Raw genomic sequence first — 26,313 nt, forward strand, 5'->3', positions numbered from 1 at the left:
AAAGCCTTTTTCACCACAGATACACGGAGGTCACAGAGGGGTTTAACTGGGATCTATGCTTCTCTTTGTCCTCTGTGACTCTGTGGTTATTATCGTCTTTGTTACAGGACCGCTGCGCTACATTACGGACTACGCTTACTTAACAGGCACTGGATTACCGCCAACGACATGCGGTAATGACACCCTGAAAGCTGATGGCTGAAAACTGACTTTTTTTGAAAGCTGAAAGCTTTTCAGTTCAGCTCGCCAAAATAGGCTTCTACCCGCATGGCCAGGCCGTAGGACGGTTTAAAATCCTCATCCCTGCGCCAGAGCACAAAAGGTTCCAGTTCGAAAAACAGCCATTCCCGCACAGCATTGCGTCGCCAGCGTGCACTGAGCAGAAATTCCTCGCTTCGATAGTAGGGCTGGCTGTTGCCTTCAACAAAGATTCCGTAAATCAATCCGGTACGAGGGTCCAGCTGTTGATAGCGGTGCAGGCCGTGTTGCCAGATCCAGTCATTCTCTTTGTCGCGAAAGTAAAAGTTATTGTCAAAGCGAAGCAGGTTTTCATTATCCATCTGATAGCTGTATTGAGCTCTGAGCCTGCTGCCAAAACGGTCCTGCGTGTAGTAGTACACCGAACCTTCCAGGTGCAGATTACTGACATCTGACAGACCAAAGGTTTTGCGTATTTCCGATTTCACATAAGGCTGCAGCTTTCTGCCCACACCAATACGGTGGGAGATATTCAGATCCTCGGTTTTTTTCGCGGTAAAACGCAGTGCCATACTGAACCGGTTGCGATTGTCCAGAGCCTCGTTGCGGGCCGCCTTAATCCCTGCTCCCTGCTCATCCTCATCATAATCAGAAAAGATTAAGTCAGTCTGGTGTTTCATATTCGGCAATCTGACCCTGACCCGAAAGCGGCTCTCAAACTCCATCAGATCGCGACTGCGGGGTTCCCAGCCGAGACGAAGTCTGGCTTCCGCTTTGGCGGCCTCATTCAGAGGCTGGGTCTCGTCAATAAAAAAACTGTCGAACCATCTGACTGTGGCGTCAATAGAATCAGAGACATTGTCCTGCATATTGTCCAGCCAGACAGCCTGCTGTTCTTCAGGTGGCTCTTCTGAGGCCGCAACCTCCGAATTTATAAAAACCAGTAACAACAGACTGGCGCATCTATTCAGTCCGGACAAAGGCCTTTCCTTTAAGTAAAAAACGTACCGGCTAAGTACATAGCATGGTTAACCAAATGAGCATAATCAAATCCAGTGACCTTTTATATAAGCTACGTATAATAGAGGAAAATTACTATTCAGGAGCAGGTTATGGGTGGAATCAGTCTGTGGCAATTATTAATCATTTTTGCCATTGTTCTATTATTGTTTGGAACCAAGCGTCTGCGTACGCTGGGCAGCGATCTTGGCTCTGCTATAAAAGGTTTTAAGAAAGAAATAGACACTGATAAGGATGCTTCTTCCGACGCTGACTTCGACCAACAGAAAGTGGAGAACAAGCGCGATTCTGCTGCCACCTCCAGGTCGGATAAACAGAAACAAGACAGTTAATCCATGTTTGATATCGGCTTTTGGGAACTACTGGTTATTGGTATCGTTGCCCTACTGGTGTTAGGGCCTGAACGGCTGCCTGGTGCTATTCGCTCAACCAGCCGCGCCCTGTCAGGCGTGCGTTCCATGGCCAGTAATTTTAAGCAGGAGCTTGAGCAGCAACTGAAAATTCAGGAACTGCATGAAAACCTCAAAAAGGCCGAGAAACAGGATTTGAAGAACCTGTCACCTGAGTTACAAAAGTCGGTTGATGAATTGCGTGATGCCGCAGAATCCGTCAAAAAGCCGTATCAGAAAAAAGAATAAATGTCAGATTCCCAGTCTCTTTTTACCCATCTGGTCGAGTTGCGGGGGCGTTTGCTCAAGGCCTTGCTGGCGGTGTTGGTGGTGTTTTTATGCCTGGCCTATTTTGCCCAGGATCTGTATCACCTATTAGCCACCCCGCTGCTAAAGGTAATGCCTGCAGGCACACAGATGATCGCTACCGATGTAGCCTCGCCCTTTTTCGCCCCTTTTAAGCTGACCATGGTGTTGTCATTTTTTATTGCCATCCCCGTGGTGTTTTATCAGGTATGGGGCTTTGTGGCGCCGGGGCTGTATCGCAATGAGAAGCGCCTGATCGCGCCCTTACTGGTTTCCAGCACGCTGTTGTTTTATCTTGGTATCGCCTTTGCGTATTTCGTGGTGTTTCCGCTGGCGTTTGGGTTCTTTACCCGGGTGGCTCCGGAAGGCGTTACCATCAGTACTGATATCAGCAGTTATCTGGATTTTGTACTTAAACTGTTTTTCGCCTTTGGCCTGTCATTTCAGATCCCGGTGGCGATCATACTCACCTGCTGGACCGGCATGACCACGCCACAACAATTAAGGGAAAAACGCCCTTATGTGATCGTCGGGGTGTTTGTCATCGGCATGTTGCTGACACCACCGGATATTATTTCACAGACCTTGCTGGCAGTACCCATGTGGCTGCTGTATGAGTTTGGGCTGTTGGCTGGTAGTCTGTATCAGCGCCGAACCGAAAAAAACGAAACGGAGTCTCAGGACACATAATGAAAATATCAGCAATGTTAGTTATCCCCGCCCTGTTAATAGGTGGCATGGCTCAGGCAGAGACTCTGGCCGACGCCATGCAGCAGTGCAGCAAAGAAGAAAACAGCCTCAAGCGTCTGGTCTGCTATGATCGGCTGAATAAAAACCTGCGTCAGTTTGAAAATTCGCCTTTGCCACAGTCATCTCAGCAGCGTCAGACGGCAGCCTCAGATTCCGTAGGGGAGCAACCAGCAACACCGTCAACACAGATGCAGGAATTCGGGCTGCCAGAGAAAAGCGAGGTGATCTCAGAAGATAAAATTCTGGTCAGCGTGGCAAATAAACGCCGCAATGCCCGTGGGAAATGGGTATTGGAGTTCACTAATGGCCAGATGTGGGAGCAAACCGATTCACAGGATTACTATTTCCCTGAGGGCCAGATTTACATTGAAAAAGGCTTTCTTGGCGCATTCTTTCTTGGCTCCGAAGAATCCAAGCGCAGGATGCGGGTGAAGCGTATCCAATGATATGAAATGGTTCGATATCGGCGTTAATCTGACCAGCAGCAGGTTTGGCAAAGACCTGGAATCGGTACTTGAACGTGCCCGGGCCAGTCAGGTTACGCAGATGCTGATAACCGGAACCAGCGAAAGTCAGAGCCTGGCGGCTGTTACCCTGGCGGAGCAATACCAGCTATACAGCACCGCCGGTGTACACCCTCATGATGCCTCTTCTGTCAGTGAAGATTATCTGCATCAATTGCGCGACCTTGCCAGTCATCCCAGGGTTCGCGCTATTGGTGAGTGTGGTCTTGATTTTAACCGTAACTACTCTGCCAAACCCGATCAGCTGAGAGTGTTTGAACAACAGCTGGAACTGGCCGCAGACCTTGAATTGCCAGTGTTTCTGCATGAACGGGATGCGTTTGAAGAACAGTTAAGCTTACTCAAAAAACATCGTCACAAACTGGTCGGCGGTGTCGCTCATTGTTTTACCGGAGACCGTGAGCAAATGGAGGCCTACCTGCAACTTGATTTGTATATTGGCATCACAGGTTGGCTGTGCGATAGCAAACGTGGGCAGGCTTTGCGTGATGCTGTATCCGTTCTGCCTCTTGAGCGCCTGTTGCTGGAGACTGATGCCCCCTTTCTGACGCCAAAAACCCTGCGCCCGAAAGCATCCAGAAACGAACCGGCGTTTTTACCTCATATCGCTGAGGCCCTCAGCGAGCTGATTCAGGTGCCAGTGGAACACGTTGCCGAGGCCGCCACAGACAATGCGCGGCAATTGTTCAACATTGATGGTGACAAAGATTTTGGCCAGTCTTAGCGGTAATCGTCTGCTGGGCTCACGCTGGCTATGGTTCATCGTGCTCTCTGCCGTGCTGATTGGCAGTTATGCATCCGTGAGTATGTTACAGGCCATTAATGGCACCCAGCCGCAGCGGGAAATTGATCGCGGAATAGAATACCTCAGCGGTGCTGAGGCGAATCTGTCACTGGACAGCCTGTTACAGAACGATCAGCTCAACTGGCAGACCGAGCAACGTCGACTGCTGTCCTACGGCATGCAGAAAGAACCCATGTGGTTTCGCTTTACCCTGAGCCAACTGGATTATCGTCAAAAATGGCTGTTGGAAATCGACTATGCCTTGCTGGACAGTCTGAGGATCTGGTTTATGCAGGACAACAGGCTACTCAGTGACTATAGCACCGGTGACAGTCTGCCTTTTCGCAGTCGTAATATTGCCAGTGAAAAGTTCCTGTTTCCGATTCCGCAAAGCGACCAGCCCGTTACTGTGTATATCCGCATTCAGAGCAGTGGTTCATTAAAGCTACCTCTCAAACTGTGGGACATGGAGCAATATCTGGTTTACAGCGGTGAGCATGGACTGATGCTGGGGCTTTTCTTTGGCTTTCTGGTTGCCATGGGTCTGAGTAATTTCTTCTTTTTCCTGACTACCCGCTCGATTAACTTTCTGTTTTATTGTGGATATGTGCTGTTTCTCGGTCTCACCCTGATGACCCTGCACGGTATCGGCTACAAATATCTGTGGCCGGAAAATATCTGGCTACAGGGGCGCAGTGTGGTGCTGTTTGCCAATGCCACTATGTTCTTCGCCGTGATTTTCAGTCGTGAACTGCTGTCTGTGCACCGCCATAGCTTGCTGGTGGACAGGCTGCTGAAGATCTCAGCGCTGGTGTTCCTGGGCCTGTTCCTGCTCAGCCTGTTGCTTCCCTACTGGTTAATGATCAAGACCTTTTTACTGATTCTGATTGTAGAGGTGTTTTTTATCTGCGGGGTGGGCATCTGGCTCTGGCGGCGGGGTGTCGCTATTGCCCGTATCTATACTATTGCCTGGACTACTCTGCTGCTTACTGCCATGTTCGCAAGCCTGGAAACCCTGGATCTGATCAGTCTGGATATCAATTCCCACTATCTGCTGATTGCCGGAGCATCAGTGGAAACTATTCTGTTAGCCCTGGTACTGGCCATCAGTTTCAATCAGCAGCGCCAGCAGGTATTTGATGCCCAGCAACTGGCGCTGAATAAGGAACGGGATCTCAGAGAAGCCGAGCATCAGGCTCAGGAAGAGCTTGAATACAAAGTTCAGGAACGCACACTCGAGCTGGAAATTGCACTCCGGGAATTGTCAGAGAAGAACCAGGAACTGGAAGAGCGCAATACGCTGGATTCGCTGACAGGCATTCGCAACCGACGTTATTTTGATCGGCGCTATCAGGCCGAAATTCGCCGCAGCCGGCGTGAACAGACCACCCTCACCATCGCCATGATCGATATCGATCATTTTAAGCAGACCAATGATAATCTTGGTCATTTAGTCGGTGATGACTGTATCAAAGCGGTGGCCAATCTTATAAAGTCCTTGCTCAAACGGCCCGCTGACGACGTGTGTCGCTACGGTGGCGAGGAGTTTGCCCTGCTGCTTCCGAACACCGACGAACGTGGCGCCAAAGTGCTGCTGGAACACATTCGTGAGCAAATCGAGCGATCACCGGTCGGTACAGATGCCGGTGACGTAAGCCTGACCGTCAGCATTGGCTTTGTCAGTGCCATGGTCAGCAGCAGCATTGACGATAACACCTTGTTATCTCAGGCCGATCAGGCTCTTTATCAGGCCAAGCAAAGCGGCCGGAACAAGGTTTGTCAGTATCATTCAACAGCATCGCAGGAGTAAGTTTTGGCTAGTTATCCTCATACCAGATTACGTCGTTTACGTAAAAATGCCTTCACACGGAACCTGGTTGCAGAGTCCAGGCTGACCTGTGCAGATTTAATCTATCCCATGTTTGTTCTTGAGGGCAAAAACCGCCGTGAAAGCGTGGATTCAATGCCCGGTATTGAACGCTTATCGATTGATTTATTGATCAAAGAAGCCGAACAACTGGTGGCTCTGGGCATCCCTGCAATCGCGTTGTTTCCGGTGACGCCCATCGATCTTAAAACAGACTGTGGCAGTGAGGCCTTCAACCCGGACGGGCTGGCACAAAAAGCCATCCGCGCGCTGAAAGAGTTTGTGCCAGAGATTGGTGTAATCTCTGATGTGGCGCTGGATCCCTTTACCTCTCATGGTCAGGATGGCCTGCTGGATGACAGTGGCTATGTCAGCAATGACAGTACCTGCGATGTACTGGTCAAACAGGCTCTGTCGCACGCCGAAGCGGGGGCTGATATCGTTGCCCCATCCGATATGATGGACGGTCGCATTGGCAGGATTCGCTCAGCACTGGAACAACAGGGGCATCAAAATACCTGCATCATGGCCTACTCGGCTAAGTATGCGTCCAGTTACTATGGGCCTTTCCGCGACGCCGTCGGTTCGGCCGCCAATATTCAGGGTGGCAACAAGAAAAGCTATCAGATGGACCCAGCCAATAGTGATGAAGCGCTGCGGGAGATCGCCCTGGATATCGAAGAAGGCGCCGATATGGTCATGGTTAAACCCGGTATGCCTTACCTGGATATTGTGCAGCGCTGTAAACAGCAATTCGGCGTGCCCACTTTTGCTTACCAGGTCAGTGGTGAATATGCCATGCACAAGGCCGCCTTTGCCAATGGCTGGTTGTCAGAAGAAGAGGTGATCCTGGAATCGCTGCTGGCCTTCAAACGGGCCGGAGCGGATGGCATTCTAACCTACTTTGCCAAGCAAGCCGCCCAGTTGTTGCAGCGGTGATAAAAGTGTAAAAGTGGGGTCAGAGTAAACTTTTCCACATAGATGTCGCTCCGTTGATTTTGAAAAGAGAAAAAAGTTTACTCTGACCCCACTTTTAAAAAGAGAAAAAAGTTTACTCTGACCCCACTTTTACTCCTCTGTCCTAACCCCTCACTTTATCTCAAGGGCCCAGCCTACTCTGTGCTGCAGCCAGCGTTCGTTAGCCAGTTCGGCATCCAGTAGCGGGTGAGATTTTAGCCAGCCGTCGGGGAATCTGAGCGTAATCCCATCGCCGTCCATCTCTAGCTCGATAGCGGGAAGTAAATTATTCTTGCGGCGAATGGATAATACATAGGCGATCCGCAGCAAGCGACAGAGCATTTTCAGCACACTAGCCACCTCTTCCTGATAGAGACTGAAAGGCTGCAAGTCTATGTCCTGACGGTGGCTGAGGATCAGATCCCGCACAGAATCCCGCTGTAATTTATTATAACCAGGCATGGTCACATGGCTGAGTATATAGCTGCCATGGCGATGGCTGAGCTTGTAATCTATATGCAGGCCAATCTCATGTAATTTGGCGGCAGCAAGCAGAATACCCTCTGCATCCATCTGGCAAAACAGTTCCGATTGAGGCAACTGTCGATAGAGGGCAAGCGCTGTCTCTGCGACTCTGTGGGCCTGTTCTTCCTCGATATGAAAGCGCAGAATCAGCGATTCCAGGGTCTGCAGGCGAATATCATGGTGATGAATATTTTCCAGCATGCCGTAGATCAGCCCCTCGCGCAGGGCGCCGCCGGAAATCTGCATCTGTTCAATACCAAGTTCTTCAAACAATACCAGCAGGATAGCCAGGCCGCTGGGAAAAACAGAACGTCTGGCCTCGGTCAGGCCCTCTATGTTGAGCTCATCCAGACTGCCATGCTCAACACATTGCTGCATCAGGTCCTGTAAATAGGACAAACGAATATTGTCGTTGATGCCCTGTGCCACCATGATTTCGGTAACCGCCTGAGGCGTACCCGAGGCGCCCAGACACTGACGCCATCTGAAAGTTTTATAATCCGCTACAATCTGTTTTACCTGAGCACGGGCGGCCGCGATAGCGGTATCAAAGTTTTGCCGGGACAATTTGCCCTGTTTGAAATAGCGCTCCATAAAGGTGACACAGCCCATATCCAGGCTGGCCAGTTTAAGCGGACTGAAGTCCTTACCGACGATCACTTCTGTGCTGGCGCCACCGATATCGATAACCAGGGAATTGCCCTGATTAGCAGAGGTGTAGGCGACACCGAGATAGATTTGCCGTGCTTCTTCTTCGCCACTGATAACATCAATGGCATGGCCGAGGATACCCTCTGCTTTAGCAAGAAAAGTACTGGCGTTGCGGGCCAGTCGCAAGGTGGCGGTGGCCACAATCCGGATATTGGCAGGCGGAATATCCTGCAAGCGCTCGGCAAAGGTTTCCAGACACTTCCAGCCCCGTTCCATGCTCAGCTCATCCAGCCGCAGATCCTGATCCAGACCTGCAGCCAGGCGTACTTTCTGCTTCACTTTGCCGACAATGTGCACACAGCCATGGGTGACCCTGACGATCACCAGATGGAAACTGTTAGAACCCAGATCCACTGCGGCATAGTACTGCTCAGGCAACGGACTGCTGGTGAGTGTTTCGTTGCTCATCTGTTACGAGGGCTTCTGCCTCTGGGTTTACCTTTGCTGAGGTTTTTACCGCTTTGCATACGCTTTTTGTACTGACGCTTGGGCGGCGTCACATCGTCCAGCAAGGCATCGTGGAAATAGTCGGTGACCGGAATGGAATGACGGATATATTCCTCGATAGCCGGCAAATTCAGCGCATATTTTTCACAGGCAAAACTGATGGCATGGCCACTCTTACCGGCACGGCCTGTGCGCCCGATACGATGCACATAGTCTTCGGCATCGTCAGGTAAATCGTAGTTGAACACATGGGTCACTTTTTCGATGTGCAACCCGCGGGCTGCGACATCCGTGGCCACCAGCACATCCAGTTTGCCTTCACTGAACTGATTCATGATCTGCAGACGCTTTTTCTGCGGTACATCACCGCTCAATAAGCCTACCCGATGGCCATCGGCCTGCAACCAGTCAAACAGGTTTTCACAACAATGCTTGGTATTAGCAAAAACAATGGCTTTCTCAGGCCATTCCTCTTCCAGCAATGTCAGTAGCAGCAACATTTTATCTTCGTTGGAAGGATAAAAAAGCTCTTCCTGGACCCGACTGGCCGTCATCTGCTGTGGCTCGATCTCCACATGCACCGGGTTATTCATATGCTCATAAGCCAGTTCCTGCACCCGCATCGACAAGGTGGCAGAAAATAACATGCTGAGTCTTTCGTCAGCAGATGGCATGCGTCTGAGCAGATAACGGATATCCTTGATAAAGCCCAGATCAAACATACGATCGGCTTCATCCAGCACACAGACCTGAATGTGTTCCAGGCTGAAGATATGTTGTTTGTAGTAATCAATAATACGCCCGGTGGTACCAATAATGATATCCACACCTTTTTCCAGCACTTCACGCTGGCTCTGATAGCCTTCACCGCCATAGATCAGTCCCAGCGTGATACCGGTATGCTTGCTCAGCAATTCCGCATCATTGTAGATCTGAACAGCCAGTTCGCGCGTAGGAGCCATAATAATGGCCCGAGGCTGTTTGGTCTGTTGCTGACGATTGTTCAGCAAATGATGGAAGGTGGCCGCCAAAAATGCGATAGTCTTGCCGGTGCCGGTTTGGGCCTGGCCGGCAACGTCTTTGCCCTCTAACATGGGCGGCAGACTAAGCGCCTGGATCGGAGTACAATGTTGAAAGTTCGCGGCAGATAATGCCTTGATCACATCCTCATGCAGAGGAAGCTCGGAAAAACGGGTTTCAGTTAAATGAGTTGTTTGCATAGCTTATAGCTTATCAGTGCTTGCATTAAAAAACAGTTTCTATATAAATAGCCACTACCGACTGCCCGGCCCTTAATTCGTCGAGGCAGGCAAAGTTTGGAGAAAAAAATGAGCGACAAAATTATCCAGTTATCTGACGACAGTTTTGAGGCCGATGTTATCAATGCCAAAGATCCTGTGCTGGTTGACTTCTGGGCAGAATGGTGTGGCCCTTGTAAAATGATCGCGCCTATTCTGGAAGAAGTAGCCAACGAATTCGATGGCAAATTAACAGTTGGCAAGCTGAATGTCGACCAAAATACTGAAACCCCGCCTAAATACGGCATCCGCGGCATCCCCACGCTGCTGTTATTCAAGGACGGGAATGTGGCTGCTACCAAAGTAGGCGCCCTGTCAAAAACTCAGTTAGCTGAGTTTCTGAACGACAATATCTGATGAATAAGGCCCGCACTGCGGGCCTTATTTCCTTGCATTTTTTAAAATCCACTCAAGAAATCAGACAATTAACGGATAATCAGTAGACGTTATTGATTTTTGGTGCTAATTTAATCTTCGCTATCATCGTTGATCGCACCCGAACCGAATACAGTCCTCGCGTCAATCAGGCGCAATCAGACGTTTAAAACCCGTTACCCTAATAACAAAACCGTGCATAACGAGCATACTTCAATCATTAAGACCCACCGATATGAATCTGACGGAACTAAAAAGTAAACCCGTAAGCGAGCTTGTTGAGCTGGCCGACCAAATGGGCCTGGACAACATGGCCCGGGCACGCAAACAAGACATTATTTTTGCTATTCTCAAAGCCCATGCCAAAAGTGGCGAAGACATCTTTGGTGATGGCGCATTGGAAATACTGCAGGACGGATTCGGTTTTCTGCGCTCCGCAGACTCCTCGTATCTGGCCGGCCCCGATGACATTTATGTGTCTCCCAGCCAGATAAGGCGTTTCAATCTGCGCACGGGCGATACCATCTCAGGCAAAATACGCCCGCCCAAAGACAGTGAGCGCTATTTTGCCCTGCTAAAGATTAACGAAGTTAACTTCGACCGTCCTGAAAACTCCCGTAATAAAATCCTCTTCGAAAACCTTACGCCTTTACATGCCACCGAAAGGCTGCGCATGGAACGGGGTAATGGCAGTACCGAGGATATTACTGCGCGGGTACTGGATCTGGCATCGCCCATCGGCCGCGGTCAGCGTGGTCTGATTGTGGCGCCGCCGAAAGCCGGTAAAACCCTGTTGCTACAAAATATCGCTCAGAGTATCGCCGCCAATCACCCCGAGTGTGTGTTGATGGTACTGCTGATCGACGAGCGCCCGGAAGAAGTGACAGAAATGCAACGTCTGGTGCAGGGTGAAGTGGTCGCCTCGACCTTTGATGAGCCGGCCAGCCGCCACGTTCAGGTAGCTGAAATGGTGATCGAGAAAGCCAAGCGTCTGGTTGAACACAAGAAAGACGTGGTCATCCTGCTCGACTCCATCACCCGACTGGCCCGGGCCTACAATACCATCATCCCGTCGTCCGGCAAGGTACTCACCGGTGGCGTGGACGCCAATGCGTTACACAAGCCAAAACGCTTTTTTGGTGCCGCCCGTAACGTTGAGGAAGGCGGCAGTCTGACCATTATTGCCACGGCTCTTATTGATACCGGCTCCAAAATGGATGAAGTCATCTATGAAGAGTTTAAAGGCACCGGCAACATGGAACTGCACCTGAACCGTAAGATTGCCGAAAAGCGGGTCTTCCCGGCTATCGATTTCAATCGTTCAGGTACCCGTCGCGAAGAATTGCTGACCACACAGGATGAATTACAAAAGATGTGGATCCTGCGCAAGATTGTGCATGAGATGTCAGAAATTGATGCCATGGAGTTTTTAATCGATAAACTTTCCATGACCAAGACCAACAATGAATTCTTCGATGCCATGCGGCGGCAGAAGAGCTAATCGTATCCAAAATAAAAAGGCGCCTGATGGCGCCTTTTTTGTCTTTGTTATCAATGGCTCAGCTCGGTTAAAAAGCGAAGCAGAATCCTGCCAACAATAGGCCTTTCAGGAAAAGCGGAAATTAACCACGGAGGCACAGAGGTAACGGAGATGAAAGATTCAATTCTCTGCGCCCTCTGCGACTCAGTGGTGAAATTCGCTTTTCGTGTGGTTCGGGTATCAGAGATGCTCTTTATATAATGTCTGAATCAGGCGATCTTCCAGTTCAAAGCGCTCTTCCATCGCCTGCCCCAGGTTGGAAAGATGTTGATCGAAGTGCTGCATATCCTGATCTTTGTCGATTTGTGCATAATGATCATTAAAACTCAGGGCCTGATCTGTGGTATCTGATATGCGCGGGTACACTTCTTCAGACAGTGCTTTACCCATACCGTTGCCCTCAGCACTCTCGACAATACGATCATAAAATTCGAAATGACCGGCTGAGACATAATCCACCAGCAATTCACAGAATGTTTCAATGGCTTCGCTTGCAGGCAAGGCCGTGTGGTCCCGCTCAAACGGGGGCAACCCCGCCAGCTCACAGTATTGCACCAGTAATTTTCTGCGCCCTTCAAGCCACTTGTCTATGGCGTGATGAGCCCCACCCCACTGCTGCTCTGCGTGCTCAACCTTTGTCAACATCTCTGTGTACTCCTTTCCTGAGTCGTCAAACGACATCAAGATTAATGAATGAATCCAGTATACCAAATTGGAACCTAATACCAACGGTCACTGGTATACTCTGCTCATCTAAAACACAAGATGTTCGCCATGCCAACAGATAAACCCATTAACAAACCCGCCTATTGGCTGATTCTGTCGCAAAACAAACTGGTCAGGCTTGAGAATCAGAGCACCTTTATACTTGCCCGGCATTCAGAACTGGAGTTTGTTTCCCAGTACCTGAATAACGCGGTCAGAGTCGGTCAATACCAACAAACTGACTGCTATATGCTGGATATGGAGCAGCAGGCACCCGATCACAGTAATGCCGAATTAATCGGATTGCGTGATGCTCTGATGAGCGAAAATGACGATGCATTCAATATTATCGCCAGGGCATGGCAGGTAGCAGTATTTCTGCGTACACACCGATACTGCGGCCAGTGTGGCAGCCAGATGCAAAGGGTTGACAGGGAACTGGCAACTCATTGTCACCGTTGTCAGCATCGTTGTTATCCGCGTATTTCACCCTGTATTATCGTTGCGATTAAAAAACAGCAGCAGATTCTGCTGGCCAGGGGCCGCCATCATAAACAAGGTATGTATTCAACCCTGGCGGGTTTTGTTGAAAGCGGTGAATCCCTGGAGCAGGCGGTGCACAGGGAAGTCATGGAAGAGGTAGGGATAAAAATAAAAAACCTGCGCTACTTCGACAGCCAGCCCTGGCCTTTTCCCCATTCGCTGATGATGGGCTTTCTGGCAGAGCATGACAGTGGCGAAATTAACGTCGATGGTGAGGAAATACTTGAAGCGGATTGGTATGCAGCGGACAGCCTGCCTGTCACACCACCGGAGTTTTCCATTGCCGGGCGACTGATTAAAGCTGCCCTGAGGAAATAAAAAAGCCTTATCCGAAGATAAGGCTTAAATATTTTAGCGTGGAGGTCTCGTTTACCGAGCTTCTTTTAGTTGATTCCACTAGCGCAAGGGTTTTATAGCAGACTTTTTTACACTTGTGCAACTTTTCCGGCGCAAAATACGATGAATGACATACTGTTTATTCTTGTATCTTTCTAATTCTTTTGCCGGCACTGGTTACTCTGTAGCTGTGCCGACAGCACACTGGTGATAGAATGCCGACAATTTCGCAGTCTGAATTAATAAAGAGTAGCCCCATGCCTGGATTAGAGAATGATCGTTATCTTAAAGCCCTGATGAAGCAACCGGTGGACAAAACACCGGTATGGATGATGCGCCAGGCGGGACGATATTTACCTGAATACAAGGCAACACGGGCGCAGGCCGGTGATTTTATGTCACTGTGCAAAAACCCGGAACTGGCCTGTGAAGTGACCCTGCAACCCCTGCGACGCTTCGATCTTGATGCCGCGATTCTGTTTTCCGATATTCTCACCATTCCTGATGCCATGGGTCTTGGACTGTATTTCGAAACCGGTGAAGGCCCGAAGTTTGAGAGGCCTGTGCGCAGTCTCAGCGAAGTACAAAAGCTGGGGGTGCCTGATCCCGAACAAGAGCTGAGTTATGTGATGAATGCCGTGCGTACCATACGCGAGGCACTGGCTGGCCAGGTGCCGTTAATTGGCTTTTCAGGCAGTCCCTGGACGCTGGCGACCTATATGGTTGAGGGTGGCACAACTAAAAGCTTCAGCCAGATCAAAAAGCTCGCCTTCGCCGAGCCTCAGACATTGCACCTATTGCTGGATAAACTGGCCGATGCAGTGATTCTCTATCTGAACGCACAAATTGCTGCCGGCGCCCAATCGGTGATGATCTTCGATACCTGGGGCGGGGTGTTATCACCCAGAGACTATAAAGATTTTTCATTGCAGTATATGCACAAAATCGTCGATGGTCTGGTGCGGGAGAATGAGGGACGTAAAGTGCCGGTGACCCTGTTTACCAAGAATGGTAGCATGTGGCTGGAAGCTATTGCTGCTACCGGCTGTGACGGTGTAGGTCTGGACTGGACCATAGATATCGGCGAAGCCAGAAGCCGAATCGGTGACAAGGTGGCCCTGCAAGGCAATATGGACCCCTCCATGCTCTATGCCAGCCCTGAGCGTATTGAAGAAGAGGTGCAACTGATACTGCAGGGGTATGGCAAAGGGTCAGGGCATGTATTTAACCTTGGCCACGGCATTCACCCTGATGTGCCACCGGAGCATGCTAAAGCCTTTATCGATGCGGTGCATAAGTACAGCCCGCAATATCATCAGGAATAAAGTCTGCCGAAAGCGCCTGTTGCTGGCTGGTTTCGATCTACAAGTCAGCCGGCAGAGGCACGGATATCGTCTGACTGAACCACACGGTTGCGACCATCATTTTTGGCCTGATACAGGGCCTTGTCGGCCAGATCAATCAGGCCCTGTACGTTTATAAGCTGATTGCCCGGCGCCGAAGCCAGGCCAATTGAGACCGTCACACCTGTGCCGCTCTGCTGTACATGCTCTCGCATGCTCTGGGCAACACTCAGCGCAGTCTCAGTATCGGCCCCCGGCAGGATGGCGGTAAATTCCTCACCGCCATAGCGGGCAAGCAGATCTTCACTGCGCCGCAGACACTCGCCCAACAGCATAGCAACATCCCGCAGTACCGCATCGCCTTTGACATGCCCATGACTGTCATTAAAGCGTTTAAAATGATCCACATCGATAAGTAACACGGAAAGAGGACGCCCTCTTTCCTGGCTGGTCAGGGCACAATGCTGAAGATAGCTATCCAGACGGCGGCGATTAGCGATACCGGTCAATCCATCAACATTAGCCATAGACTCGAGCTTACGGTTGGCATCGGCAAGCTCGCGGGTATGCTCTGCCACCATACGCTTGAGACGAGATTTCTCCTGCGCCAGGGCGCGGGTACGGTATTGCACTAAATAACGTATCACCAGCCACAGTAAACTGATAATCAGCAACGTCCATATCAGTTTCGCCTGCCATGTTTGGTACCAGGGGTAGGGAACTGTTATATCAAAAGGTTCAATGGCGCTGATATTACCGGCCTTGTCCCGCGCCTGGACATCGAAACGGTACTCTCCCGGTGCCAATTGGGAATAACTTATCCGGGTTGCCCTGCCCCACGCGCCAAATTCATCTTCAAAGCCTGACAACCGGGCACGATAAAGGGTTGTTTCCGGTGGATGCAGGCTGGGTAAAGCAAACTCAAACACAACCCGTCCATTGGCAGGAACAAGCTGGGGTGTGTCAATGTACAACGGCATGGATTGCTCGCTCTCACCTTTGCCCCTCAAAACACGGTTTAACTGCACCTCAAACCCACCACGATTAACCTTTGGTGCATTCGGCTGATAGAACAGCAGGGTGCTATTGGCACCAAAAACCCGCAGGTCTTTGTGCAACCAATGGGAACTCAGAGCACCGCGGCCAACGCCTGTCATAGAGATCTGCTGCCATTGTTGTTCGAACCTGCGATAAAGCCTGTTATGACTATAAGCCCAGACCTCATCATTTGTGGTTTGTATCATCGTCAGGATCTGTCCTGATAAGATGGCCTCCCCTCCACTTTGCCAGGGTTCGAAAACGTTACCGTTAAAGATAAACAATCCTGCAGAGGTGCTGGCGATCAGGTTCTCATCAATCCACGCAAGTTTCGCTTCACCATCGATTCCGTACTCTATGCCCCCGGAAGTGTCAAAATAATCAATATCAACGACACGCCCATAGTCTTCATCGAGCCGTAACCGAACCACTCCACGATGTGCGGTTCCAAGCCAGATCTCACCAACCGCAGTCTCAACCAGACTTTGCACCAGGGTGCCGAGGCCATCCCAGTCGAGACTAAAATATCCGTCGGCTTTATCAGCCTCATCCACCCATACGGCCACACCCAGCTCTGTGCCAATAAGTACGCGTTTGTCAGAGAAACGCGACGGCTTTAATATGCGCGGGTAAAGGGCGCCGTGGCTGATTGTCCGTGCCTGTTGATGTTCCACCATATGTAATCTGTAAGAGTCGGCAAACAGCGCCTTTGATGGTCCCAGAGGCAACAAATCCCAGGCTTCATGATTGCTCCAGTTGAGACGGGAAAAAACCGGCTCGCCAGCCCCCTGAGAAAGACTAAACGCCCCTGCTGAACCCAGCGCAAACCACTGTCCGGCCCAGTTTTCGATGTCATAAACCGTGCCACGAAGCCCGCGTCTGGCATCAATTGACTGCCATGGAGAGGGCCAGGCAATATGCAGCACTCCCAGATCGTTCAGCGCCAGAATGCCGCCGTTGCGGGCGCCCGTAACCCCAAGCAAGACATCATTACTGATCTCAAAACGCCTTACCACGCGCGTATGCCATTCCAGTATATAGATGGCGCCATCCTTATTGGCCATGGCAATCACACCAGGGGCAACCAGACTCAGATCGAAAAACTCATTCCCCGGTGGCAGACCAGGAATATCGATGACACTCACTTTACCCTGACGCATTTCCAGCCAGGCGCCATCGCGCCGGTTACCCAGCCAATGGCCATCGGCCAGCCTGATCAGATCATAGGTCTGTTCATGCCACTGAGGTAGCATCTGAAAGGGTTCAAACTCACCCTGTTGATAACGTTTAATCCCCTGACCGCGAAACTGCACATAGACCTCATCCTTGTCGGCGAGCAGGGCACCAAAGCGCCCTTCATATTGCCACAACTCGATCTCACCGGTGTCAGGATCATAACGAAACAGGTCACTGACAGCTTTAAAATAAACCGCATTATCGGTGACCAGCAAGTCCCAGATATCGGCGAATCCCGGTTCACGGAGTTGCTGAAAGTCATCCGCCAGCGAATGGTAAACCATACGGCCGGTTACATCGGGTTCAACATAACCAAAACCGTCATAGCCCCCCACATAAACGCGCTGATCAGGGCCAATAGCCAGACTTCTGACCAGTTTGCCATTTGGCATGGGTATGCGTTGCCAGTTTTCTCCGTCATAGATCAGCACCCCTTCCGAGTTACCAACATAGAGATAGCCGTTTTGCCCCTGGACGATAGCGTGATTGCGGGGGTAGACATCCACATCCGGACTTAACACAGTCAAGGGCGGAACAGCCAGGCGTTGCAGGATTCCGGTATCTGCACAGAGCAGGCCTGTATGACCGATAACAAGGCACAGCATCATAACCTTGCAGACCCTGGCGGTCAGAAAAAATACCGTCGTCATTGTTTTATTGGCCCTTGCGCACGTTTCGCCTGACATCTGTCCAGGTGACCTCAAATTGACAGCTACCGAGCCTCAGGCTGCAGTTACCAGTACAAGACTAACCTTACCCTATCCCCGACAGCGCTGCCAGCACCTGATTGCCTATTGATAACGTCTCAGAACAGCGGCATCAATCCAATAGATATCCTTATTACTGGTATAGAAAAGATATTTCCCGTCTTGTGTCACAAAAGGACAGAGTTCATGCCCGCTGGTATTAACCAGCTCGCCCATATTTCCGGCTTCTTTCCAGTTGCCATTTTCATCCTTGAAACTGATATACAGATCGCCCTGCCCATATCCGCCTTTTCTTACTGAGCTGAAAATCAGATACGACTCGTCAGGTGCGACAAACACATCGGCTTCGTATTGACTGGAATTGATACCGTCACCCAGTCTTACCGGTGACTGAAACACCCCCTCCTCCAGACGGGACTTATAAATATCATAGTCATAATGCTTATCTTCACTGGCTGCGACATTGGACGCAAAATAGAGACTGCCATCCGCTGTAAAGGAGATGTAATACTCGTTAGCTGCGGTGTTGATAGCATCACCCGCATGGTGTGGTTCAGACCAGCCTGTGTCTGTTCGGACTGAATACCAGATATCGTAATTTTTTGCCGTCGTCGTACCATCGAAGGGCATATCGGAAATGTAGTACAGCCTGTTTTCGTCCGGTGACAGAAAGGGATCGTTGTAACTGAATTGCGGATGGGAGATAAGCACAGCCGGAGGGGTCCAGCCTCCGTTTATAAGCTGAGTAAAGCGTACTTCAGCTCTGCCGCCGATATCCACTGCATAATAAAATTCACTGGCATCCGCAGAGAAAACAGATCCAAATTCATGTTCGTCATCTCTGGATATGAGATTCGGAGCAAATATCTCAGGAGTCAGCCCCGGTGACGTCTGCCCCAGATAATCAAGCCGCTCATCTTTAACAGATAAGGTGGAGGAACTTTGTTTAACGTTTTGCTCATCAGGCATAGTTGCACCTGAACGTTTATTGCAAGCGACCAAAATCAGAAAAATAAGTACCCAGCAGTTGGAGATTTGCCTGTTCATAATAATCCTGGAATAGGTGTACCAGTAATATCGCAGCCTGGGACATCCTTGTCACCACTCAGTTGTCCTCAAATATCCCGCTGTGCATTCAGCCAGCGCCTGGCCTGGTTGATGTCAAAGCCTGTTACCAGTCGCATTCCTTCGTCCTCATGCACCAGTCACTGTTGGACAAGTTTCTCGGCCTGCTCCGACCCGACATCATTCTCCAGCCGATCTAAAACTCAGGCGTCTCTGGGCAGGCCTTTTTCCACCACCCGAATCAACCGCTGGGTTTGCCGTTCATTTCCGGCCCGTTGCTTTTTCCGTTGTTGCTCAAGGGCCCAGTGAATATGTTCACGCACCAGTTCGCTGCTTTTGTCATAAGCCGCTTCTAAGGCATGTATAATCTCTGGCACACAGGGGGCGTTACCCAGCGCCACCGCGATATTGCGCTGCCAGCGCTCAAAACCAATACGGCGGATTGCGGAGCCTTCGGTATTGCGTAAGAAGCTCTCTTCATCCCAACTGAACAAATCCAGCAATTCCTTGCCATGTAACTGCGCGCGTGGATGAAAATCCGCCTCATCGGTCAGATGAGCATAACGATTCCAGGGGCAAACCAACTGACAGTCATCACAACCATAGATGCGATTCCCGATTAAGGGGCGAAAGGATTCGGGGATAGCACCTTTGAGTTCAATGGTCAGATAAGAAATACAGCGGCGGGCGTCCACCACATAGGGCTCGACAATAGCCTGGGTCGGGCAAATGGTCATGCAGGCATTACAACTGCCACAGCCCTCCTCTACGGGTTCATCCACCGGCAACGGCAAATTGATAAACAGCTCACCGAGAAAAAACCAGGAGCCGGCTTCGCGGTTCAGGGTCAGCGAATGTTTGCCTGTCCAGCCCAGTCCGGCCTTTTCTGCCACGGGGTGCTCCAATACCGGCGCCGAGTCCACAAAAGGTCTGAAGGCCAGATCACTGACATGCTGATCGATTTTCTGGCCGAGTTTTTTCAGACGTTGGCGCATCAGTTTATGGTAGTCACGACCCAGGGCGTAACGGCTGATATAACCTAATTGCCTGTCTTTGAGGTTTCGGGCAAAACCGGCATCGGGTGGCAGGTAATCCATGCGCACACTGATGATACGAACGGTGCCAGGCTGCAGCTCGGCAGGCCTGGCCCGTTTCATGCCATGTTCTGCCATATACTGCATCTCTCCATGCATCCCTTTGTCCAGCCAGCTTTGCAATGCTTGTTCATGGCGGCTGAGATCCACATCACAAACACCCACTTGCTGAAAACCTAGCGCTTTTCCCCAGCTCTTGATATTTTCTGTTAACTGTTGCAGATACTGCGGGGATAGCTCAGCCATTGAACACCTATAACGCCTTTGTTGAACCTGCGAGTTTATCACACAAAATCTACTGCGCAGATGAGGTACGCCGACACGAACCGGAGGCTGCCCGTCTGTCTGGTCTGAATATGTATGAGCTGATGGAACGGGCAGGCCACGCCGCTTTCAGACAGTTGCTGGCTGAATTCCCGCAATGCCACAAGCTGCTGGTACTGTGCGGCCACGGCAACAATGGTGGCGACGGCTTTGTTCTCGCCCGCCTGGCCAGAGAAGCCGGTATGCAAGTGCAACTGGTTGCTATAGGTAACAGTGATAAATACTCAGAAGATACCCGCCAGGCGCAAAAAAGATGGCTGTCCAGCGGCGGCGAATCCCTGACCTGGCCGGTGCCACTGGCAAATCACGATGTGATCGTGGACGCCTTGCTGGGTACCGGTGTTAAGGGTGAGGTCAAATCGCCTTACCGGCATATTATTGATGAGCTGAATAAGCAAAGGCTGCCAGTACTGAGTATAGACTTACCCTCGGGTTTGCATGCCGATACCGGCAATCCCTGTGGTATTGCGGTGAATGCCGCTGCAACCGTTACCTTTGTAGGAATTAAGGCCGGGCTGGTCACCGGAGCCGGTAAGCAGCACTGCGGTAAACTGGGTTTCAGTGCGCTGGGTATCGCCGAGAACTTTAATCGTTTAGCGACACCCCTTGCCATACTGGCCTCTGCCAATCAATTAGCACCTTTACCGCAGCGTAAGATCAATACTCATAAAGGTGATTATGGCCGGTTACTCTGTATCGGCGGCAACAAAGGCATGCATGGCGCTATCCGGTTGACTGCCGAAGCCGCCCTTCGCAGTGGCGCAGGTCTGGTGAAAGTGCTCTGCCACCCTGATAGCCGTATGCTTGTGGCCGAAGGACGGCCGGAACTGATGCTCGCGGATGCCGATGGCAAAACTGAAGCACTGCTGAACTGGGCCAGCTGTATTGTTATCGGCCCGGGTCTGGGTCAGGATGCCTGGGCGCAATCACAGTTTGATACCCTGATGGCCTATCAGAAAAAGTCCAGCAAGCCCATGCTGATCGATGCCGATGGCTTAAATCTGCTGGCCGCACGGGAGTCATCAGACTTGCCAGAAAACACCGTACTGACTCCTCATCCCGGTGAAGCAGCAGCCTTGTTGGATCAGTCCGGCGCTGAGGTTCAGGCGGATCGTTACGATGCGGTCAACAAACTCACTCAAAACTACAAAAGTACCGTTATTCTTAAAGGGGCGGGCAGTCTGGTGTCCTGTAATAATCGTAAATTCGTGCTTGAACAGGGTAATCCCGGCATGGCCAGCGGCGGCATGGGCGATCTGCTCAGCGGCCTTATCGGCGGATTGATGGCGCAGGGTATGAGTGCCGCTAACAGCGCATTGACCGGAGCCTGTATCCACGCGCTGGCCGGTGATTTATGCGCAGAACAACAGGGCCAACGTGGTATGATCGCCAGTGATCTTATTCCTTTTATCAGAGAGCTGGTGAATCGCTGAATGAAAAAAGTCGTCCATATTACCGATGAACAGGGCACCCATGCTTTAGCAGAAAAGCTCGCCCGCCGTTGTTCTGAGGCCACTGTTATATACCTGAACGGCGAATTAGGTGCCGGTAAAACCAGTTTTTGTCGCGCCTTTATTCACGCTCTGGGTTACCAGGGCCGGGTAAAAAGCCCAACCTACACATTAGTTGAGCCTTATGAAACAGAGCGCTGGCGAATTTTCCACTTTGATCTCTACCGTCTCAGTGACCCCGAAGAACTCGAATTTATTGGCATAAGGGATTATTTTCAGTCTGATTGCCTGTGTCTGATAGAATGGCCGGAAAAGGGCGATGGCCTCTTGGCACCGGCTGATTTGCAGATTAGTATAGATTTCAGTGACAATGGTCGAACTATTCGTCTGCATGGCCTGTCTGAACAGGGAATAGCCTTGCTGCAACAACTATAAAGAGAACATGGCACTATACAGACCAACAATATGGCTAAGCCTGCTCCTTTTATTGCTGACTGCTCCGGTGTCGGCGCAGAATGAAATGGAGGGCGTCAGGATATGGCCTTCCCCCACCAATACCCGGGTGGTATTCGATTTAACCCAGGCTCCCCAATACAGCTATTTCACCCTGAAAAATCCTACCCGCCTGGTGGTTGATCTGGCTGATACCGACAAGAGTTTCGATTTTGGCAAGCTCAAAAATGACAGCGATCTGGTTAAAAAGATTCGCTATAGCACCCCCAAAGACCAACAGTCTGTGCGGGTGGTCCTGGAACTGAACGAATCAGCCGATACCCAGATTTTTTCCCTGCCGCCGACCCCTCCTTATGGTGACAGGCTGGTCATCGACCTGGGCAGTCGCAGCAAAACACCACCGCAGATTGTCAAACAACGGGCTCAGGGGGCCAATCGGGACATCATCATTGCCGTGGATGCCGGCCATGGCGGCGAAGACCCGGGCTCCATAGGCCGAGCCGGCAGCTATGAAAAAAATGTGGTGCTCAGCATCGCCAAAAGACTGGCCGAACGCATTGATAAAACGCCCGGTATGAAATCGGTGTTGATTCGTACCGGCGATTATTATGTGGATCTGAACAGACGTACCGAGCTGGCCAGGCGCAGCAAGGCGGACCTGCTGATATCCATTCATGCCGATGCCTATACCACCCCTCAACCCAGTGGCGCATCGGTGTGGGTATTGTCAATGAGGCGGGCCAATTCAGAGCTGGGACGCTGGCTGGAAAGCACCGAGAAACATTCACAGTTACTCGGCGGGGCCGCCGAGGTCATTCAGGATACCTCCAGTGAGCGCTATCTGACCCAGGCACTGCTGGATATGTCCATGGACCATTCCCTGTCTACCAGCTACGAACTCAGCCGTGACATTCTCGGAGAAATGGGTCAGATCACCAAGTTACACAAAAAGGTTCCCCAGGCCGCCAGTCTGGCAGTACTGACCTCCCCGGATATTCCTTCAATCCTGGTAGAAACCGGCTTTATCTCTAATCCCAGAGAAGAAAAGAATCTGAACTGGGCCACGTTCCGCCAGAATATGGCCGATGCCATCTTCGGCGGTATCGAGAAGCACTTTAAACGCCGGCCTCCGGATGGCACTTTATGGGCCAAACTCAAACGGGAAAACCGCACCCACAAAGTCAGCCGCGGAGAATCTCTGTCCCTGCTGGCGCAGCGTTATAATGTGCCTGTGAGTCGAATCAAGGCCGCAAATAACCTGAATACCGATATGGTACGCATCGGCCAGGTACTGACCATCCCCAACTAAAAGTAACTGTTATTTTGCCAATCCAAATACTTCCCACCAGACTGGCTAACCAGATCGCCGCCGGCGAAGTGGTAGAGCGGCCAGCCTCAGTGATCAAAGAATTGATCGAAAACAGCCTGGATGCCGGTGCCACCCGTATCGACATCGAGGTGGACAAAGGCGGTCATAAACGCATTCTGGTCAGGGATAACGGTGCAGGTATCCCTGAACAGGAATTGCAACTGGCCCTGAGTCGCCATGCCACCAGCAAGATCACCAGCCTCGACGATCTTGAGCAGATCATCAGCCTGGGCTTTCGTGGTGAGGCCTTAGCCAGTATCAGCGCCGTGGCCAGACTGACCTTAAGTTCGAAACCGGCAGCGCAGCAACAAGGCTGGCAAGCCAGAGCAGAAGGCCGCGATATGGCCGTATCCCTGGCTCCTGTTGCCCATCCTGATGGCACCAGTGTCGACGTGGTAGATTTGTTTTTCAATACCCCGGCCCGGCGCAAATTCCTGCGTACGGAAAAGACCGAGTTTGCCCATATCGATGAAATTGTACGGCGAGTGGCACTGAGTCGTTTCGATGTGGCCTTCAGCCTTAAACATAATGGCAAGATATTGCGCCAGTATCCGCAGGCAAACAATGATCAGGCCAGAGATAAACGCGTTGCCTTAGTCTGTGGCGGCAAGGTCATGGAAAGCGCTTTAAAAGTGCAGAGTGAGTTCCAGCAGTTGCACCTCAGTGGCTGGTTATGCACGGAGCCTCAATCTCAGAATGACATTCAATATTTTTACGTTAATGGCCGCATGATGCGCGACAAACTCATTAACCACGCCATCCGCCAGGCTTTTGAAGGCTGGCTGCCGCCAGACACTCATCCGGCCTTTGTGCTGTATCTGCGACTGGACGCCAGGGAGGTGGATGTGAACGTTCATCCCGCCAAGCATGAAGTGCGTTTCCATCAATCCAGAATGGTACATGATTTTATCTATCGGGCGCTGCGGGATATGCTGGAACAAGGTGTCACAGAACAGAGCCACACCAACAGCCTGACGCAAACATTGGCTCCTGCAGAGCCGGCCCATAACTATATTCGCCCTTTGCAAAGCAGAGTGACAGAAACCGCTTCCGCTTATTCCAATCGCGCACCAATCCCGTCTCGCTCACCTTCAGCCAGTGCTTCCAGCGCTTATCAACAACTGATGAGTAGCAGCGAGAAAGCGAACTCAACGGATATTGACTGGTTACTGGTGCGCCAGCGCTATCTGCTGCTGGAGTGGCAACAACAATGCTGGGTTTTACCGTTGTTTAAATTACAGCGACACAGGCTAATATCCCAAATTAATGACGCGGGTATCAGTCAGCCCCTGCTGATGCCGGTGGCAATCAGCGCCGATCAGGCCATGCAACAGAGTTTTCACCGCCTCGCAGGGCCCCTTGAAGAAATGGGTCTGGAGCTGCAGCTTGCCAGAGACAAATTACTGTTAAAGCAGGTACCCGCTGGCCTGCGCAACCTGAACTGGTCAGATATTCTTCCTGCACTACTGCACGGTGAAGAAAGCGATCTTGCCTCGACACTGGCAGCGGCGGCGGCACCTGAGCAACAAAATTACGACAGGGCTCAGACTCAGGCTCTGTGGCACTGGTTTGCCGGCAACAACTCTGACTGGCAACAGAAACTGAGCAAGCTTGCCCATCCACTTCCTGATAACTGGCCGCAAGATTATGCAAACTGATCAGCCTGCGGCCATTTTTCTGATGGGCCCCACTGCCAGTGGTAAAACGGATTTGGCTATCCGCCTGACACAGGAGCTACCCTGTGAGATTATCAGTGTGGATTCGGCAATGATCTATAAAGGTATGGATATTGGCACCGCCAAACCCAGCGCTGAGGAACTGGCCGCAGCGCCGCACCGGCTTATCGACATACTGGATCCGGCACAAAGTTACTCTGCTGCCGACTTTCGCCAGGATGCGCTGCGGGAAATGCAGGACATCACCCGCAGGGGCAATATTCCACTGCTGGTCGGTGGCACCATGATGTATTTTAAAGTCTTGCTGGAGGGCATTTCACCACTGCCTGCGGCAGATAAAACAGTACGGGCCGAAATCGAAGCTGAAGCAGCAACAAGTGGCTGGTCAGAGCTGCATCAACAGCTCGCCGCCGTCGATGAGGTTTCTGCCCGGCGCATTCACCCCAATGACCCTCAGCGCCTGACCCGGGCTCTGGAAGTATACCGGCTGACCGGCAAAAGCCTGACACAACTGAGCCAACAAAGCAGCCCGCCACTTCCATATCAGGTGACCCAGTTTGCGATCGCACCGGCCGACAGGCAGGTGTTACATGAACGTATTGCCAGGCGTTTTGAGCTCATGTTACAACAAGGATTTGAGCAGGAAGTCAGAAAATTGTTTCAAAGAACTGATCTACATGAAGATTTACCTGCTATAAGATGTGTAGGCTATCGTCAGATGTGGGAGTATCTGCAACAAAGGTACGACCACCAGGAGATGGTGTTTCGGGCTATAGTGGCAACAAGGCAACTGGCCAAAAGACAACTTACCTGGTTACGAAGCTGGCAAGATCTGAATTGGTTAGATACATTTGCCGATAACAATCTTGAACAGGTTATATTCCGGTTATCTGACTAGGCTGCATTGACCCAGCCGGCGCTATACAGTGAGGGTAAAAACTGTATAATCGGGAAATTGGCTGGGAACTCTGGTAGCAGCGGTTCCAGGGTGTAGATAATAAAAAGAAAAGGATAAGAACAATGGCGAAGGGCCAATCACTGCAAGATCCGTTTTTAAATGTACTGAGAAAAGAACGTGTCCCCGTGTCAATTTACCTGGTCAATGGCATCAAATTGCAGGGACAGGTAGAGTCTTTTGATCAGTTTGTTATTTTGCTGAAAAATACTGTCAGTCAGATGGTATACAAACATGCCATTTCGACCGTTGTACCTTCTCGTCCTATTCCTATGGTTGCTAATCCGCAGGCAAACCAAGATAATGACGAGGACTGATAGTTCAACC

The 26,313-nt window shown here is 51.0% G+C and carries 24 protein-coding genes; 17 read left to right on the forward strand and 7 right to left on the reverse strand.

Annotated features, from left to right (window positions below):
- Positions 1-233: 233 nt before the first annotated feature.
- Positions 234-1,178, reverse strand: a complete 945-nt coding sequence (locus AT746_RS18235) for a hypothetical protein (RefSeq protein WP_062483361.1) — start codon at positions 1,176-1,178, stop codon at positions 234-236.
- Between the two features lie 132 nt (positions 1,179-1,310).
- Here AT746_RS18235 and tatA point away from each other — a divergent pair, with 132 nt between their 5' ends.
- From tatA to hemB, 7 genes are read left to right on the forward strand one after another with little or no spacing between them, the layout of a single operon-like run.
- On the forward strand, positions 1,311-1,550 hold the full coding sequence (gene tatA, locus AT746_RS18240) for a twin-arginine translocase TatA/TatE family subunit (RefSeq protein WP_062483363.1): 240 nt from the start codon (positions 1,311-1,313) through the stop codon (positions 1,548-1,550).
- A 3-nt stretch (positions 1,551-1,553) separates the two neighbouring features.
- The gene (gene tatB, locus AT746_RS18245; protein ID WP_062483364.1) at positions 1,554-1,856 is read left to right on the forward strand and encodes a Sec-independent protein translocase protein TatB; all 303 of its coding nucleotides are present in this window, start codon (positions 1,554-1,556) and stop codon (positions 1,854-1,856) included.
- Positions 1,857-2,603: a twin-arginine translocase subunit TatC gene (gene tatC / locus AT746_RS18250; protein WP_062483366.1), complete on the forward strand. Its 747-nt coding sequence runs from the start codon at positions 1,857-1,859 to the stop codon at positions 2,601-2,603.
- Complete coding sequence (locus AT746_RS18255; RefSeq protein WP_062483368.1) at positions 2,603-3,109, forward strand: hypothetical protein; 507 nt, start codon at positions 2,603-2,605, stop codon at positions 3,107-3,109. Before tatC ends, AT746_RS18255 begins: the two co-directional genes overlap by 1 nt.
- A 1-nt stretch (position 3,110) precedes the next feature.
- On the forward strand, positions 3,111-3,911 hold the full coding sequence (locus tag AT746_RS18260) for a TatD family hydrolase (RefSeq protein WP_062483369.1): 801 nt from the start codon (positions 3,111-3,113) through the stop codon (positions 3,909-3,911).
- A complete protein-coding gene (locus AT746_RS18265) occupies positions 3,898-5,781 on the forward strand; it encodes a sensor domain-containing diguanylate cyclase (protein ID WP_197414292.1) in 1,884 nt (627 codons plus the stop codon). The genes AT746_RS18260 and AT746_RS18265 overlap by 14 nt, the downstream gene beginning before the upstream one ends.
- A 3-nt stretch (positions 5,782-5,784) precedes the next feature.
- Entirely contained in the window at positions 5,785-6,777 is a 993-nt protein-coding gene (hemB, locus tag AT746_RS18270) for a porphobilinogen synthase (RefSeq protein WP_062483372.1), read from the forward strand.
- Positions 6,778-6,927: 150 nt separating this feature from the next.
- On the opposite strand, the gene AT746_RS18275 is transcribed toward hemB, so the two are convergent.
- Both AT746_RS18275 and rhlB read right to left on the reverse strand, forming a co-directional pair.
- Positions 6,928-8,439, reverse strand: coding sequence for a hypothetical protein (locus AT746_RS18275; RefSeq protein ID WP_062483374.1), 1,512 nt, complete (start codon positions 8,437-8,439; stop codon positions 6,928-6,930).
- Positions 8,436-9,698, reverse strand: a complete 1,263-nt coding sequence (gene rhlB / locus AT746_RS18280) for an ATP-dependent RNA helicase RhlB (RefSeq protein ID WP_062483376.1) — start codon at positions 9,696-9,698, stop codon at positions 8,436-8,438. Before rhlB ends, AT746_RS18275 begins: the two co-directional genes overlap by 4 nt.
- 108 nt (positions 9,699-9,806) lie before the next feature.
- Here rhlB and trxA point away from each other — a divergent pair, with 108 nt between their 5' ends.
- Together trxA and rho are read left to right on the forward strand one after the other, a co-directional pair.
- Entirely contained in the window at positions 9,807-10,133 is a 327-nt protein-coding gene (trxA, locus tag AT746_RS18285; RefSeq protein WP_062483378.1) for a thioredoxin TrxA, read from the forward strand.
- Positions 10,134-10,386: 253 nt separating this feature from the next.
- Positions 10,387-11,652, forward strand: coding sequence for a transcription termination factor Rho (rho, locus tag AT746_RS18290; RefSeq protein ID WP_062483380.1), 1,266 nt, complete (start codon positions 10,387-10,389; stop codon positions 11,650-11,652).
- Between the two features lie 219 nt (positions 11,653-11,871).
- Here the strand turns inward: rho and AT746_RS18295 are convergent, their stop codons facing one another.
- The gene (locus AT746_RS18295) at positions 11,872-12,336 is read right to left on the reverse strand and encodes an Rsd/AlgQ family anti-sigma factor (RefSeq protein ID WP_062483382.1); all 465 of its coding nucleotides are present in this window, start codon (positions 12,334-12,336) and stop codon (positions 11,872-11,874) included.
- Positions 12,337-12,456: 120 nt separating this feature from the next.
- Between AT746_RS18295 and nudC the strand changes: the two genes are divergently transcribed.
- On the forward strand, positions 12,457-13,257 hold the full coding sequence (gene nudC, locus AT746_RS18300; RefSeq protein WP_062483384.1) for an NAD(+) diphosphatase: 801 nt from the start codon (positions 12,457-12,459) through the stop codon (positions 13,255-13,257).
- A 275-nt stretch (positions 13,258-13,532) separates the two neighbouring features.
- Positions 13,533-14,600 carry a uroporphyrinogen decarboxylase gene (gene hemE / locus AT746_RS18305; protein ID WP_062483386.1) on the forward strand — a complete coding sequence of 356 codons (1,068 nt, stop codon included), beginning with the start codon at positions 13,533-13,535 and terminating at the stop codon, positions 14,598-14,600.
- Between the two features lie 44 nt (positions 14,601-14,644).
- Here hemE and AT746_RS18310 read toward each other — a convergent pair whose 3' ends face one another.
- From AT746_RS18310 to queG, 3 genes are all read right to left on the reverse strand, one after another.
- The gene (locus AT746_RS18310; protein WP_062483388.1) at positions 14,645-17,542 is read right to left on the reverse strand and encodes a GGDEF domain-containing protein; all 2,898 of its coding nucleotides are present in this window, start codon (positions 17,540-17,542) and stop codon (positions 14,645-14,647) included.
- 141 nt (positions 17,543-17,683) lie between these two features.
- Positions 17,684-18,568, reverse strand: coding sequence for a TolB family protein (locus AT746_RS18315; protein ID WP_082633428.1), 885 nt, complete (start codon positions 18,566-18,568; stop codon positions 17,684-17,686).
- A gap of 299 nt (positions 18,569-18,867) precedes the next feature.
- The gene (queG, locus tag AT746_RS18320; protein ID WP_062483390.1) at positions 18,868-20,004 is read right to left on the reverse strand and encodes a tRNA epoxyqueuosine(34) reductase QueG; all 1,137 of its coding nucleotides are present in this window, start codon (positions 20,002-20,004) and stop codon (positions 18,868-18,870) included.
- Here queG and AT746_RS18325 point away from each other — a divergent pair.
- From AT746_RS18325 to hfq, 6 genes are all read left to right on the forward strand, one after another.
- Positions 20,004-21,515, forward strand: coding sequence for an NAD(P)H-hydrate dehydratase (locus tag AT746_RS18325; protein ID WP_231730974.1), 1,512 nt, complete (start codon positions 20,004-20,006; stop codon positions 21,513-21,515). The two genes, queG and AT746_RS18325, sit on opposite strands and share 1 nt — an antisense overlap.
- Positions 21,516-21,968 carry a tRNA (adenosine(37)-N6)-threonylcarbamoyltransferase complex ATPase subunit type 1 TsaE gene (gene tsaE / locus AT746_RS18330; RefSeq protein WP_062483393.1) on the forward strand — a complete coding sequence of 151 codons (453 nt, stop codon included), beginning with the start codon at positions 21,516-21,518 and terminating at the stop codon, positions 21,966-21,968.
- Positions 21,969-21,975: 7 nt separating this feature from the next.
- Positions 21,976-23,295 (forward strand): N-acetylmuramoyl-L-alanine amidase, encoded by a 1,320-nt coding sequence (locus AT746_RS18335; protein ID WP_062483395.1) that lies wholly within the window; start codon positions 21,976-21,978, stop codon positions 23,293-23,295.
- Between the two features lie 14 nt (positions 23,296-23,309).
- On the forward strand, positions 23,310-25,013 hold the full coding sequence (mutL, locus tag AT746_RS18340; protein WP_062483397.1) for a DNA mismatch repair endonuclease MutL: 1,704 nt from the start codon (positions 23,310-23,312) through the stop codon (positions 25,011-25,013).
- Entirely contained in the window at positions 25,003-25,929 is a 927-nt protein-coding gene (miaA, locus tag AT746_RS18345; protein WP_062483399.1) for a tRNA (adenosine(37)-N6)-dimethylallyltransferase MiaA, read from the forward strand. Before mutL ends, miaA begins: the two co-directional genes overlap by 11 nt.
- Positions 25,930-26,051: 122 nt before the next feature.
- A complete protein-coding gene (gene hfq / locus AT746_RS18350) occupies positions 26,052-26,303 on the forward strand; it encodes an RNA chaperone Hfq (RefSeq protein WP_062483401.1) in 252 nt (83 codons plus the stop codon).
- Positions 26,304-26,313 lie beyond the last annotated feature (10 nt).

Origin of the sequence: Lacimicrobium alkaliphilum (assembly GCF_001466725.1) — a bacterium.
GTDB classification, from domain to species: Bacteria; Pseudomonadota; Gammaproteobacteria; order Enterobacterales; family Alteromonadaceae; genus Lacimicrobium; species Lacimicrobium alkaliphilum_B.

Excerpts from the sequence above, each read along its gene's own strand:
- tatA (WP_062483363.1), top strand. The coding sequence starts at position 1,311 with ATGGGTGGAATCAGTCTGTGGCAATTATTAATCATTTTTGCCATTGTT.
- tatB (WP_062483364.1), top strand. The coding sequence starts at position 1,554 with ATGTTTGATATCGGCTTTTGGGAACTACTGGTTATTGGTATCGTTGCC.
- tatC (WP_062483366.1), top strand. The coding sequence starts at position 1,857 with ATGTCAGATTCCCAGTCTCTTTTTACCCATCTGGTCGAGTTGCGGGGG.
- AT746_RS18255 (WP_062483368.1), top strand. The coding sequence starts at position 2,603 with ATGAAAATATCAGCAATGTTAGTTATCCCCGCCCTGTTAATAGGTGGC.
- AT746_RS18260 (WP_062483369.1), top strand. The coding sequence starts at position 3,111 with ATGAAATGGTTCGATATCGGCGTTAATCTGACCAGCAGCAGGTTTGGC.
- AT746_RS18275 (WP_062483374.1), bottom strand. The coding sequence starts at position 8,439 with ATGAGCAACGAAACACTCACCAGCAGTCCGTTGCCTGAGCAGTACTAT.
- rhlB (WP_062483376.1), bottom strand. The coding sequence starts at position 9,698 with ATGCAAACAACTCATTTAACTGAAACCCGTTTTTCCGAGCTTCCTCTG.
- trxA (WP_062483378.1), top strand. The coding sequence starts at position 9,807 with ATGAGCGACAAAATTATCCAGTTATCTGACGACAGTTTTGAGGCCGAT.
- rho (WP_062483380.1), top strand. The coding sequence starts at position 10,387 with ATGAATCTGACGGAACTAAAAAGTAAACCCGTAAGCGAGCTTGTTGAG.
- AT746_RS18295 (WP_062483382.1), bottom strand. The coding sequence starts at position 12,336 with ATGTTGACAAAGGTTGAGCACGCAGAGCAGCAGTGGGGTGGGGCTCAT.
- nudC (WP_062483384.1), top strand. The coding sequence starts at position 12,457 with ATGTTCGCCATGCCAACAGATAAACCCATTAACAAACCCGCCTATTGG.
- hemE (WP_062483386.1), top strand. The coding sequence starts at position 13,533 with ATGCCTGGATTAGAGAATGATCGTTATCTTAAAGCCCTGATGAAGCAA.
- AT746_RS18310 (WP_062483388.1), bottom strand. The coding sequence starts at position 17,542 with ATGACGACGGTATTTTTTCTGACCGCCAGGGTCTGCAAGGTTATGATG.
- AT746_RS18315 (WP_082633428.1), bottom strand. The coding sequence starts at position 18,568 with ATGCCTGATGAGCAAAACGTTAAACAAAGTTCCTCCACCTTATCTGTT.
- queG (WP_062483390.1), bottom strand. The coding sequence starts at position 20,004 with ATGGCTGAGCTATCCCCGCAGTATCTGCAACAGTTAACAGAAAATATC.
- tsaE (WP_062483393.1), top strand. The coding sequence starts at position 21,516 with ATGAAAAAAGTCGTCCATATTACCGATGAACAGGGCACCCATGCTTTA.
- AT746_RS18335 (WP_062483395.1), top strand. The coding sequence starts at position 21,976 with ATGGCACTATACAGACCAACAATATGGCTAAGCCTGCTCCTTTTATTG.
- miaA (WP_062483399.1), top strand. The coding sequence starts at position 25,003 with ATGCAAACTGATCAGCCTGCGGCCATTTTTCTGATGGGCCCCACTGCC.
- hfq (WP_062483401.1), top strand. The coding sequence starts at position 26,052 with ATGGCGAAGGGCCAATCACTGCAAGATCCGTTTTTAAATGTACTGAGA.